Raw genomic sequence first — 12,973 nt, forward strand, 5'->3', positions numbered from 1 at the left:
AGGGTCCCGGCCAACACCGATCGGGTGGGCATCGATACCGCGGGAGTATCGATGCAGCTGGGAGCAGTACGCTGACGAGGTGGAGACCAGGGAGCTGCGGTATTACGTCGCCGTCGCCGAGGAGCTGCACTTCGGGAGGGCCGCACAGCGGCTCGGGATCGCGCAGCCCCCACTGTCCCGGGCCATCCGCCAGCTCGAACGGCGCCTGGACGCAACCCTGTTGGAGCGCACCAGCCGAGCGGTCACGCTGACGGAAGCCGGCACGGTGCTCCTGCGGGAGGCGCGAGCGGCGCTCGACGCGATCGAGGCCGCCGAACGCCGAACCCGCCGAGCCGCCCTCGCCGCCGCCGGACGGCCGGACGTGGTCCTCGCCACCAAGGCGGGCGCGACCAGCGAACTATTGGCGAAGCTCCTCGACGCCTACGCCGCCGAACCCGACGCGGCCACCGTCGATCTGCTTCTGTGCGGCATTGGCGAACAGGAACGCATGCTGCGCGACGGCCGTGCGGACGTGGCGCTTCTGCACCTGCCGTACGACAGCACGGCCGGCTTCGACACCGAGCAACTCCACACGGAGGGACAGGTGTTGGTGGTTCCGGGCGCACACCCCCTCGCGAGCCGTGCCCATGTACGCATGGCCGACGTCACCGAACTCGCCGGCCTGCCGATGCCGCGATGGCCGGGCCGCGACGGCTCGTATCCGGACGGGCCCGGTCCGCAGGCCCGCGACCATGCGCAGTTGCTCCAGCTGATCGCGCTGGGCCGCGCCTGCTGCATCGCGCCGGAGTCGTGCCGAGCACAGCTGCGCGAGGACCTGGCCGCGGTACCCGTCCTGGACGCGCCGGAGATCACGACAGTGGTGGCCTGGCCACCGCACAGCCGCTCTCGCGCCGTCGCCGCGCTCGTGCGCACCGCTGCCCGGATCTGAGCGGAGCACCGCCCGAAGAGTCGATCGGTCGGCGGACCCCGCCTCTTCGACGAGCCCCTGCCGGTTCAGCGGACCCGGTCGTAGACGAGGGCCAGGGTGCCGTGCTCGCCCGCGGCCTGGCTGACGAGTTTCCACTGAGCCGCGGGCAGGCCGTCGTCGAAGAGGCGGGGGCCGCCGCCGAGGAAGACCGGAAAGACCGTGAGCGCCAGCCGGTCGACCTGGCCGGCCGCCAGCAGCGCCTTGATGACACTCGCGCTGGAGAGCACGAGGATGTCACCGCCCTCGCTTGCCTTCAGGTCCCCGACCACCTCGGTGGCCGGCTTGTCGACGACCGTCGTCCGCTCCCACGGTGCCTGGTCGAGGGTTGAGGAAAGTACCACCTTGTCGGTGTCGACGAGCCACCTCGCGAAGCCTTCGTCGCGCGGATCTGCGCCCTCCATACCGATGACGGTGGGCCAGAAACCGAGGAAACCCTCGGCGTTGACCCGCCCGAGCAGGGCCGTCGTGGCCGACCCCCAAAGGCTTGTCAGGTGATCGCGTGCGACATCCGAGACGGCGTACGGCATCACCCAGCTCATGTCGAGCGGGTTGTCCGGCGCGGCGTAGTGCCCGTCGAGGGAGAGGGCGAGGTTGGTGACGACTCTGCGGCCCGCGGTCTGCTCGGTCATTTCGTACTCCTCGTGTCAGTGGCTTCGGTGGTGGTGCGTTCGGCGTCGGCGCTCTGGGTGTGGGTGCTTCCGGTGCCGTCTGCGTCTGCGTCTGCGTCTGCGTCTGCGTCTGCGTCTGCGTCTGCGTCTGCGGCGAGGGTCGTCGCGAGCTTGTCCAGGCTCTGACCGACACCGATCTCGATGCCGGCGACGAAGTCCGCGGAGTCGATCGTGCTGTCCGTGATGCGCCAGTGGACGTCGAGGTCCGAGCCCGTGCCGGCGGGCCCGAGATCCATGTCGATGTGGGCGGTGAAGGCGGGGCTACCGTCGGGAAGCAGTGGGGAGAGCCGATAGGCGAGGCGCTCACCCGGCCGTACGTCGTCGACGACTCCTTCCGCGCGGCCGGCCACCGGATGGGAGGCATCGACGTCTTCGGCGTCGCGGTACTCCTGGACGATCCGCCCACCGGGTCGCGCCTCGAAGACGAGCTCGGAGACGCGGAGGTCGTCGGGGGTCCACCAATGGGCGAGCAGGGCGGCCTCGGTCAGGTGGCGCCAGACCACCTCGGGGTGACCCGTCAGCGACCGGTGGAACGTGAAGGAACGGCCATCGGCCCATCCCGACTCCTGCGCGGCGAGCCGCTCCGCATGGAGGCCGCGCTCGTAGCGCTCGTACGTCGCGTGCGGCCCGCCGACCTGCTCAGCGGCGGCAGCGATACGACCGAGCGTGTCCGCCAGGTCCCGCAGGGGGGCAGGCCGCAGTGCGTAGATACGGCGCTGACCGGTGCGCTCGGACGTGACGACACCGGCGCGTTCAAGGTTCTGCAGGTGCTTGGTCGTCTGAGGCTGACGCGCCCCGGCGAGCTGGGCGAGCACGCCGACCGGCCGGGGCTGCTCGGCCAGCAGGCTGACGAGCCGCCAACGGACCGGGTCGGCCAGTGCGGCGAGGAGTGCTTCCATGACGCCAAGTATTCTCCATGGTGAATATTCTTGTCAAGGAATACTTGGGCTCCGGGTCGGCGGCACGGCTGTACCCATGATCGACTCCGGTCCCGTCCCCGTGCGGGCCGGCACCACCTGATCAACTCGCTCCCGTCGGGAGTCCTCCGAACGAGCTGTGAACGCGAAAAAGCCCCGCACCGTGACCGTATTTCTACGATCTGGTGCGGGGCTTTCCCCTAAAATTTGTTCGGCGGCGTCCTACTCTCCCACAGGGTCCCCCCTGCAGTACCATCGGCGCTGAAAGGCTTAGCTTCCGGGTTCGGAATGTAACCGGGCGTTTCCCTAACGCTATGACCACCGAAACACTATGAAGTTGAACTCGACCAGCACACACCCAAAGAGGCATGCGGGAGTTCATTGCTTCAGAACAAACACAGTGGACGCGAGCAACTGAGGACAAGCCCTCGGCCTATTAGTACCAGTCAGCTCCACCCGTTACCGGGCTTCCACATCTGGCCTATCAACCCAGTCGTCTACTGGGAGCCTTACCCTCTCAAGGAGGTGGGAACACTCATCTCGAAGCAGGCTTCCCGCTTAGATGCTTTCAGCGGTTATCCTTTCCGAACGTAGCCAACCAGCCATGCCCTTGGCAGGACAACTGGCACACCAGAGGTTCGTCCGTCCCGGTCCTCTCGTACTAGGGACAGCCCTTCTCAATGTTCCTGCGCGCGCAGCGGATAGGGACCGAACTGTCTCACGACGTTCTAAACCCAGCTCGCGTACCGCTTTAATGGGCGAACAGCCCAACCCTTGGGACCGACTCCAGCCCCAGGATGCGACGAGCCGACATCGAGGTGCCAAACCATCCCGTCGATATGGACTCTTGGGGAAGATCAGCCTGTTATCCCCGGGGTACCTTTTATCCGTTGAGCGACGGCGCTTCCACAAGCCACCGCCGGATCACTAGTCCCGACTTTCGTCCCTGCTCGACCCGTCGGTCTCACAGTCAAGCTCCCTTGTGCACTTACACTCAACACCTGATTGCCAACCAGGCTGAGGGAACCTTTGGGCGCCTCCGTTACTCTTTAGGAGGCAACCGCCCCAGTTAAACTACCCATCAGACACTGTCCCTGATCCGGATCACGGACCGAGGTTAGACATCCAGCACGACCAGAGTGGTATTTCAACGACGACTCCACAACCACTGGCGTGGCCGCTTCAAAGTCTCCCACCTATCCTACACAAGCCGAACCGAACACCAATATCAAACTGTAGTAAAGGTCCCGGGGTCTTTCCGTCCTGCTGCGCGAAACGAGCATCTTTACTCGTAGTGCAATTTCACCGGGCCTATGGTTGAGACAGTCGAGAAGTCGTTACGCCATTCGTGCAGGTCGGAACTTACCCGACAAGGAATTTCGCTACCTTAGGATGGTTATAGTTACCACCGCCGTTTACTGGCGCTTAAGTTCTCAGCTTCGCAACCCCGAAAGGTCACTAACCGGTCCCCTTAACGTTCCAGCACCGGGCAGGCGTCAGTCCGTATACATCGCCTTACGGCTTCGCACGGACCTGTGTTTTTAGTAAACAGTCGCTTCTCGCTGGTCTCTGCGGCCACCCCCAGCTCAGAGAGTAAATCTCATCACCGGTGATGGCCCCCCTTCTCCCGAAGTTACGGGGGCATTTTGCCGAGTTCCTTAACCATAGTTCACCCGAACGCCTCGGTATTCTCTACCTGACCACCTGAGTCGGTTTAGGGTACGGGCCGCCATGAAACTCGCTAGAGGCTTTTCTCGACAGCATAGGATCATCCACTTCACCACAATCGGCTCGGCATCAGGTCTCAGCCTTAATGTGCGACGGATTTGCCTACCGCACGGCCTACACCCTTACCCCGGGACAACCACCGCCCGGGTTGGACTACCTTCCTGCGTCACCCCATCGCTTACCTACTACCACCTTGGGTCAGCGGCTCCACCACTCCCCTCAACTCCGAAGAGATCAGGGCGGCTTCACGGCCTTAGCATTAATGGGCTCGATATTGGGCGTTTCAAAGCGGGTACCGGAATATCAACCGGTTGTCCATCGACTACGCCTGTCGGCCTCGCCTTAGGTCCCGACTTACCCTGGGCAGATCAGCTTGACCCAGGAACCCTTAGTCAATCGGCGCACACGTTTCTCACGTGTGTATCGCTACTCATGCCTGCATTCTCACTCGTGAACCGTCCACCACTAGCTTCCGCTGCAGCTTCACCCGGCACACGACGCTCCCCTACCCATCCCAGCCCCCGTTGGGGGTATGTGCTGGAATGACACGACTTCGGCGGTACGCTTGAGCCCCGCTACATTGTCGGCGCGGAATCACTTGACCAGTGAGCTATTACGCACTCTTTCAAGGGTGGCTGCTTCTAAGCCAACCTCCTGGTTGTCTCTGCGACTCCACATCCTTTCCCACTTAGCGTACGCTTAGGGGCCTTAGTCGATGCTCTGGGCTGTTTCCCTCTCGACCATGGAGCTTATCCCCCACAGTCTCACTGCCGTGCTCTCACTTACCGGCATTCGGAGTTTGGCTAAGGTCAGTAACCCGGTAGGGCCCATCGCCTATCCAGTGCTCTACCTCCGGCAAGAAACACACGACGCTGCACCTAAATGCATTTCGGGGAGAACCAGCTATCACGGAGTTTGATTGGCCTTTCACCCCTAACCACAGGTCATCCCCCAGGTTTTCAACCCTGGTGGGTTCGGTCCTCCACGACCTCTTACAGCCGCTTCAACCTGCCCATGGCTAGATCACTCCGCTTCGGGTCTAGAGCGTGCAACTCAATCGCCCTGTTCGGACTCGCTTTCGCTACGGCTTCCCCACACGGGTTAACCTCGCTACACACCGCTAACTCGCAGGCTCATTCTTCAAAAGGCACGCAGTCACGACGCACTGAGTAAACTCAATGCGCGACGCTCCCACGGCTTGTAGGCACACGGTTTCAGGTACTATTTCACTCCGCTCCCGCGGTACTTTTCACCATTCCCTCACGGTACTATCCGCTATCGGTCACCAGGGAATATTTAGGCTTAGCGGGTGGTCCCGCCAGATTCACACGGGATTTCTCGGGCCCCGTGCTACTTGGGTGTCTCTCAAACGAGCCGTTGATGTTTCAGCTACGGGGGTCTTACCCTCTACGCCGGACCTTTCGCATGTCCTTCGCCTACACCAACGGTTTCTGACTCGCCTCACAGCCGGCAGACTGTGAAAGAGAGATCCCACAACCCCGCATGCGCAACCCCTGCCGGGTATCACACGCATACGGTTTGGCCTCATCCGGTTTCGCTCGCCACTACTCCCGGAATCACGGTTGTTTTCTCTTCCTGAGGGTACTGAGATGTTTCACTTCCCCTCGTTCCCTCCACATACCCTATGTGTTCAGGTATGGGTGACAGCCCATGACGACTGCCGGGTTTCCCCATTCGGAAACCCCCGGATCAAAGCCTGGTTGACGGCTCCCCGGGGACTATCGTGGCCTCCCACGTCCTTCATCGGTTCCTGGTGCCAAGGCATCCACCGTGCGCCCTTAAAAACTTGGCCACAGATGCTCGCGTCCACTGTGCAGTTCTCAAACAACGACCAACCACCCATCACCCCCACCATTCAGTGGAGTTCACTGGGGCCGGCGACCGAAGACACAACCATGACGGCCGTACCTTCAGATACCCAACAGCGTGCCCGGCCCAGCCAGTCGATGTGTCCGCTTTCCACGCCGAAGCAGTACTCGCAAAACTCATCCAACTGAACTGTGCCGAATAGTCAACGTTCCACCCATGAGCTGACCGTGCAGAACATTTGTCTGCAGACGGTGCTGTGCTCCTTAGAAAGGAGGTGATCCAGCCGCACCTTCCGGTACGGCTACCTTGTTACGACTTCGTCCCAATCGCCAGTCCCACCTTCGACAGCTCCCTCCCACAAGGGGTTGGGCCACCGGCTTCGGGTGTTACCGACTTTCGTGACGTGACGGGCGGTGTGTACAAGGCCCGGGAACGTATTCACCGCAGCAATGCTGATCTGCGATTACTAGCAACTCCGACTTCATGGGGTCGAGTTGCAGACCCCAATCCGAACTGAGACCGGCTTTTTGAGATTCGCTCCGCCTCGCGGCATCGCAGCTCTTTGTACCGGCCATTGTAGCACGTGTGCAGCCCAAGACATAAGGGGCATGATGACTTGACGTCGTCCCCACCTTCCTCCGAGTTGACCCCGGCAGTCTCCTGTGAGTCCCCATCACCCCGAAGGGCATGCTGGCAACACAGAACAAGGGTTGCGCTCGTTGCGGGACTTAACCCAACATCTCACGACACGAGCTGACGACAGCCATGCACCACCTGTATACCGACCACAAGGGGGGCACCATCTCTGATGCTTTCCGGTATATGTCAAGCCTTGGTAAGGTTCTTCGCGTTGCGTCGAATTAAGCCACATGCTCCGCTGCTTGTGCGGGCCCCCGTCAATTCCTTTGAGTTTTAGCCTTGCGGCCGTACTCCCCAGGCGGGGAACTTAATGCGTTAGCTGCGGCACCGACGACGTGGAATGTCGCCAACACCTAGTTCCCAACGTTTACGGCGTGGACTACCAGGGTATCTAATCCTGTTCGCTCCCCACGCTTTCGCTCCTCAGCGTCAGTAATGGCCCAGAGATCCGCCTTCGCCACCGGTGTTCCTCCTGATATCTGCGCATTTCACCGCTACACCAGGAATTCCGATCTCCCCTACCACACTCTAGCTAGCCCGTATCGAATGCAGACCCGGGGTTAAGCCCCGGGCTTTCACATCCGACGTGACAAGCCGCCTACGAGCTCTTTACGCCCAATAATTCCGGACAACGCTTGCGCCCTACGTATTACCGCGGCTGCTGGCACGTAGTTAGCCGGCGCTTCTTCTGCAGGTACCGTCACTTTCGCTTCTTCCCTGCTGAAAGAGGTTTACAACCCGAAGGCCGTCATCCCTCACGCGGCGTCGCTGCATCAGGCTTTCGCCCATTGTGCAATATTCCCCACTGCTGCCTCCCGTAGGAGTCTGGGCCGTGTCTCAGTCCCAGTGTGGCCGGTCGCCCTCTCAGGCCGGCTACCCGTCGTCGCCTTGGTAGGCCATTACCCCACCAACAAGCTGATAGGCCGCGGGCTCATCCTTCACCGCCGGAGCTTTTAACCCCTCAAAATGCTTTGAGGAGTGTTATCCGGTATTAGACCCCGTTTCCAGGGCTTGTCCCAGAGTGAAGGGCAGATTGCCCACGTGTTACTCACCCGTTCGCCACTAATCCACCCCGAAGGGCTTCATCGTTCGACTTGCATGTGTTAAGCACGCCGCCAGCGTTCGTCCTGAGCCAGGATCAAACTCTCCATGAATGTTTACCCGTAATCGGGTGCACACATCACGTAAGAGCGGGACGGAACCACCGGAATAAGGCGGCCCGTCCACAGCGTCCTCGCTGTGTAATCGCCTGCCGGCCACAAGGACCGACAGGACTTTTCAAAGGAACCTCGCTCCACCGAAATGGAGACGGGGTTGTCAATCTGGCGTTGACTTTTGGCACGCTGTTGAGTTCTCAAGGAACGGACGCTTCCTTTGTACTCACCCTCTCGGGCTTTCCTCCGGGCGCTTCCCTTCGGTATTTCGTATTTCCGACTCTACCAGACGCTTTCGTGTCCGATTTCCTCGGTGCCTTTCAGGTTCTCCCTCTCGGGTTTCCCTTTCCGGCGGCTCCGACTCTATCAGATCCTTTCGGTCCTGATCCCGGTCGAAATCGGGGTGTCTTCCCGGCTGTTGGGCCGTTTCGACGTTCCCAACTCTAGCGGATGCTGCCTGTGATTCGTAATCGAGTCACCAGCTCGGCCGGAATATGAATTCGGCATGCCGAATTCACCCCGGTCGGGGATCGTACTGAGTGGGGAGTGCCGCAGGAACCTGCGGCGGGGGTTGGCGCGGAACCGTCCCGGCTGCGCGACAACCCGGAGAACACTACACGAGGTTGCGGGGTGCTCTGCCCGCTCCCCCGGCACCTCTGTACCCGTACCCCCGCACCCGCTACCCCCGCACCCCGTACGCACTTACGCCCGCACCCCCCGTACGCCCGTACGCCCGTACGCCCGTACGCCCCACGGGGGTCGTCCTCCCGCACATCGACCGAGCGCGCGGCTTGCGGTTTCCGTTGCGTCAACTCCTAACGTCGTCATGGGGCCGGAAGCGCCGGCCCGGCGATGGGAGGCACGGTCATGGCCTGGTCGATCGCGGAAGTGGCCCGGATGTCCGGCGTGACGTCCCGGACGCTGCGTCACTACGACGAGATCGGACTGCTGCCGCCCGCGTGGATCGGAAGCAACGGGCACCGCTATTACGAGGAGGACGATCTGTTGCGGCTGCAGCAGATCCTGCTCATGCGGGAGCTCGACGTGGGGTTGCGTGAGATCAAGGCGGTCCTCGACAGCCAGGTCGACCGCGTCGCGGTACTCCGGGGGCACCACCAACGGCTGCTCGCGGAACGGGACCGGCTCGGCACCCTGGCCCACACGGTCGGTCGCACCATCGCCGAACTGGAGGAAGCAGAGGAGAACGACGACATGGCGACGATCAATCGTCCGGAGAACCTGTTCGAGGGGTTCGAGCCCTCCGAGGAGGAGAGCGCGAAGGTACGCGAGCGATGGCCCAGCGCGTGGGAGCAGTCCCGGCAGGCCGTGGAGACGATGACCGCCGAGGACACCGAGCGGTGGCAGCGTGAGGTGACCGCGCAGATGATCCGCGTCGCCGAGTTCATGGTGGCCGGCATCCCGGTCGACGCCCCCGTGGTCCAGGCCGAGATGGAGCAGCACTACCGGGGCGTCTGCCGATTCTGGACGCCGAACAAGGCCGCGTACGAGGGCCTCGCCCAGACGTACGTCGACGAGCCGCGGATGCGCGCGAACTTCGACAAGGTCGCGGAGGGCCTGGCCATTTACCAGCGGGACGCGATGGTCGTCTACGCCGACGCCCGCCTGAGCTGAGCCGACACGAGTCGAGTCGACCCGACGGGTCGGGTCGGGTCGGTAGCCGCTGATCCGCCGGGCGCTTGGAGACCGCCGGGGGGCTGCAGACCCCCGGCCGGCCGGTCCCGGACCAGCCGGCGTCGCACATCCACCAGGTCACGATCCCGGGATTCGCACACGCGTTGCGCGTGCAATCTGCATTGGGTAGACATGGACGACGCGCCGCGTTGCCGACGCGGTGTTCGCAATGTCGCTTTCGGGGGTGGGGTCGTGAAGTGCGACATGGGGTCCACGACGCTGTCCGATCTGGGCAAGAGCACGGCTGGGTCCAGCAGTGCTCCGGGTTCGACGCCGCCCACTTCGGCGCACGGCACCAACCCGGGGACACAGGACAACATGGGTTGGTCAGAATCTGGACCGGCGCAGCTACGACACCGGCGCTTCCACCCTCTCCAAGGCGAAGGCGGCCGTCGACGCCTTCGGCTGAGGCGACAGCGGCGCGGTACGTGATCTGCGGTTGATCGACGGGGGTGTGGTGCGGTGACGAGTTGGGACATCAAAGGAGTCGTTCCGGGCCCGGGAGACCAGGAGTGAGTTCCACCTGTGACGGGCGTGACGGACGTGACGGACGTGACCTACGCGACGGAGATGGCCAGCGAATCGTCCGGGCCCTGCCGAGGGACGCGGACGCCGTGGCGGCGCTTCGCGAGTGGGTCGGGCAGCCGGACTCCCTGCTGGAAGTCGCCGGGCTCGACCTGACGGCCGCCGATCTGTCCGGTGCCGACGTCGGCGGCGGCATGCTGACGGGGACGACGCTCAGGGACGCCGTGCTCGTGGGCACCGACTTCTACCGGTGTCACATGGAAGGCGCGGTGCTCGACGGCGCGGACCTGACCGGTGCCTGGCTGGCCAAGGCCGTCCTCGACGACGCTTCCCTGCGGGGCGCGAAGCTGGACGGCGCCAACCTGGGCAGTGCCGAGCTGTCCGAGGCCGACGCACGGGGTGCCTCCCTGCGCGGCGCGCGGCTCGACTGCGCCACGCTGCTCGGCACGCTCCTCCAGGGCGCCGACCTCAGCGGCGCTTCCCTCCGGGAGACGTCGTTCACGGTCGTCGTCGACGAACACACCGTCGTCCAAGAGCTTTCGGGCACCGTGTTCGGGCCGATGGTCGTGGAGGGCGCCGGTGGGCGCGGTGAACTCGACGGCCGGGCACTGGAGTTGTGGCTGAACGGCCGGGGCGCCGATGTGCGGGTGATCGATCCCGCCGCACCGCCCGTCACGTACTACGCGAAGACGGGCGACGGCTACCCGCGGAGCGGCCCGCGCGGAATCGTCCGGCGGCGCTTTCTCGGTGGGGTGGCGTACGACGAGGCTTTCACCCGGAATGTGCGCTGGGAGCCGACCGAGTATCTCCGCCTCCACGAACTCGGCCACAATGAGATCGACCACGTGGAGATCACCGAGGCCGAGGCGGATGCCTTTGTCGCCGCGGTGACCGCCAAGCTCCGGGAACGGCCTTGAGACGAAGCCTGGTCCGAAAACCCGACATGTGGTCCGAAACGTGGTCCGAAACGTGGACCGAAAGGAGATGACCCCGGCATGACTGCCGCGCAGGACTATGACAGCCAATTGCTGGAGTCGGTGTCGGTACGGCGCCGGCGGCTGCGCGATGCCCTGTTGTTCGGGGGGCAGCGGGGGCGCCGTTCGGTCGACGAACGTCTCGGCAAGCTGTTTGCCGGAATTGTGATCGCGGCGGTGCTGTGCGCGGGCTGCGTGGGATGGTCTTTCATTTCGCACAAGCTCATCGGCAAGACGCCGTACGGGACTTCGGTTCAGCCGACTTCGGCGCCTCCCACGTCCACTTCTTCGCCCGCCGTGAGGTCTTCGGCCCGATGATAGGTTCGCACGCGTGATAACTACGGGATCGGTGAGCCGTACGGCATTGAGCCGGGTCACTCTGGTCGGTGAACAGCGTCGGGTCGATCTCGTTCTGCCGTCCGAAGAACCCATCGGGCTGCTGCTGCCGGAAATCATGCGGCTGCTCGGTGACGGTCCCGGCGAGCGTCCGATGCTGCGTCTGCTGACGACGGCCGACGGATCGGTCCTGGCTCAGGACCGGACGCTCGCGTCGTCGGCGGTTCCCGACGGTTCGGTGCTGCGTCTCGTGCGGGCCGAGGACGCGCCGTCGGCACCGGTCGTGCACGACGTCACCGACGAGGCCGCGGACGATCTCGACGTACGGGCGTGGCGCTGGCGGCCCGCCGCGCGACGGGCTGTCGCGGGGCTCGCCACGGTCGGCTGGGCTCTCGCGGCCGGAGTCCTCGCGCGGGAGGAGTTCGCCCTGTCCGCGGTCGGCACGGTACTGCTGGCCGTGGCCGGGTTCGGCGCGCTCGGCGGGGCGGTACTCGCCCGGACCGGCCGGCGCGGACCCGCGACCACTCTGATCGTCACGGGCGGCGCGCTCGCCGTGCTCGGCGCATGGACGCTGGCCGACGCGCACGGCTGGCCCGGCGGGGTCCGGCTCGGCGCGGTCGCCGGCGCCCTCACGGTGACGCTGCTGCTGCTCGGACTGTTCTCACCGCTCGGCCGCGGCGGGCTCGTCGGGGCCGGTGCGGTCGCCGGGGGCGGGATCTGCTGGGAAGCCGTGATCGCGTTCCAGGCCGGTGCGGGCTCGGCCGTCGGGCAGGCGCGGGCCGGGGCGATCGTGGTGGTCGTGGCGGCCCTGGTGCTCGGGGTGCTGCCCCGCCTCGCCCTCATGGCGTCCGGGCTCTCGGGCCTCGACGACCGCCGTTCCAGCGGCGCTTCGGTGAGCCGCTACCAGGTGTCGACGGCCCTCGCCGCCACGCACCGGGGTCTCGCCCTCGCCACGGTCGTGGTGGCCGTCTGCGCGGCGGCCGCCGGGATCCTGGTGCTGCGCGCGCCGACGGTGTGGACGGTGCCGCTCGCCGCGGTCCTCGCGGTGGTGCTGGCCCTGCGCGCACGGGCCTACCCGCTGGTCGCCGAGGTCGTGGGCCTCTTCGCCGCCGCCGCGGCGGTGACCGGACGGCTCGCCTGGGTGTGGTGGGACCACACCGGCGCGTTCGGGCCACTGGCTCTGCTGGTGGTGCTCGCGGTGGCGCCGGTGGCGGTACTCGTCATTCAGCCCGCGGACCACGTACGGGTCCGGCTGCGGAGGTTCGGCGACGCACTGGAGTCGATCGGCGTGATCGCGCTGTTCCCGCTGGTGCTCGGGGTGTTCGGGGTGTACGGGCGTCTGCTCGGCACGTTCGCGTAGGTATGCGTAGAGGTCGGGGTATGGCTGTGGGCGAGGACTGGCAGCGCGATGTGCTGCGCGAGCTGAGCGGGGAGGGCCCGGCGCAGGACACTCCCCCTCCCGCGGGCCCGGCGCGGGACGCTCCCTCTCCCGCGGGCCCGGCGCGGGACGCTCCCTCTCCCGCGGGCCCGGCGCTGGACACTC

Annotated in this window: 7 protein-coding genes and 3 rRNA genes; 5 read left to right on the plus strand and 5 right to left on the minus strand. The window is 64.8% G+C overall.

The features are described from left to right. The first annotated feature begins 79 nt into the window (after positions 1–79). Positions 80–928, plus strand: a complete 849-nt coding sequence (locus tag OG432_RS09265) for a LysR family transcriptional regulator (RefSeq protein WP_328309620.1) — start codon at positions 80–82, stop codon at positions 926–928. 65 nt (positions 929–993) lie between these two features. On the opposite strand, the gene OG432_RS09270 is transcribed toward OG432_RS09265, so the two are convergent. The 5 genes from OG432_RS09270 to OG432_RS09290 form a co-directional block, all read right to left on the minus strand. Further along, complete coding sequence (locus tag OG432_RS09270) at positions 994–1,596, minus strand: dihydrofolate reductase family protein (RefSeq protein WP_328309622.1); 603 nt, start codon at positions 1,594–1,596, stop codon at positions 994–996. After that, positions 1,593–2,534 carry a metalloregulator ArsR/SmtB family transcription factor gene (locus OG432_RS09275; RefSeq protein ID WP_328309624.1) on the minus strand — a complete coding sequence of 314 codons (942 nt, stop codon included), beginning with the start codon at positions 2,532–2,534 and terminating at the stop codon, positions 1,593–1,595. Before OG432_RS09275 ends, OG432_RS09270 begins: the two co-directional genes overlap by 4 nt. Before the next feature lie 227 nt (positions 2,535–2,761). After that, positions 2,762–2,878 (minus strand): 5S ribosomal RNA (gene rrf / locus OG432_RS09280). A gap of 90 nt (positions 2,879–2,968) precedes the next feature. Then, a 23S ribosomal RNA gene (locus OG432_RS09285) occupies positions 2,969–6,093 on the minus strand. A gap of 284 nt (positions 6,094–6,377) precedes the next feature. Next, positions 6,378–7,903, minus strand: a 16S ribosomal RNA gene (locus OG432_RS09290). The 16S, 23S and 5S rRNA genes sit together here, the layout of an rRNA operon. 867 nt (positions 7,904–8,770) lie before the next feature. On the opposite strand from OG432_RS09290, the gene OG432_RS09295 reads away from it, so the two are divergent. The 4 genes from OG432_RS09295 (at position 8,771) to eccD (ending at position 12,790) form a co-directional block, all read left to right on the plus strand. Further along, a complete protein-coding gene (locus OG432_RS09295; protein ID WP_328309626.1) occupies positions 8,771–9,535 on the plus strand; it encodes a MerR family transcriptional regulator in 765 nt (254 codons plus the stop codon). Positions 9,536–10,209: 674 nt separating this feature from the next. After that, positions 10,210–11,037: a pentapeptide repeat-containing protein gene (locus OG432_RS09300; RefSeq protein ID WP_328309628.1), complete on the plus strand. Its 828-nt coding sequence runs from the start codon at positions 10,210–10,212 to the stop codon at positions 11,035–11,037. Positions 11,038–11,115: 78 nt separating this feature from the next. Further along, on the plus strand, positions 11,116–11,412 hold the full coding sequence (locus OG432_RS09305; RefSeq protein ID WP_328309630.1) for a hypothetical protein: 297 nt from the start codon (positions 11,116–11,118) through the stop codon (positions 11,410–11,412). Positions 11,413–11,425: 13 nt separating this feature from the next. Next, complete coding sequence (gene eccD, locus OG432_RS09310; RefSeq protein ID WP_328309632.1) at positions 11,426–12,790, plus strand: type VII secretion integral membrane protein EccD; 1,365 nt, start codon at positions 11,426–11,428, stop codon at positions 12,788–12,790. Positions 12,791–12,973: the final 183 nt, after the last annotated feature.

Origin of the sequence: Streptomyces sp. NBC_00442 (genome assembly GCF_036014195.1) — a bacterium.
Classification (GTDB): domain Bacteria; phylum Actinomycetota; class Actinomycetes; order Streptomycetales; family Streptomycetaceae; genus Streptomyces.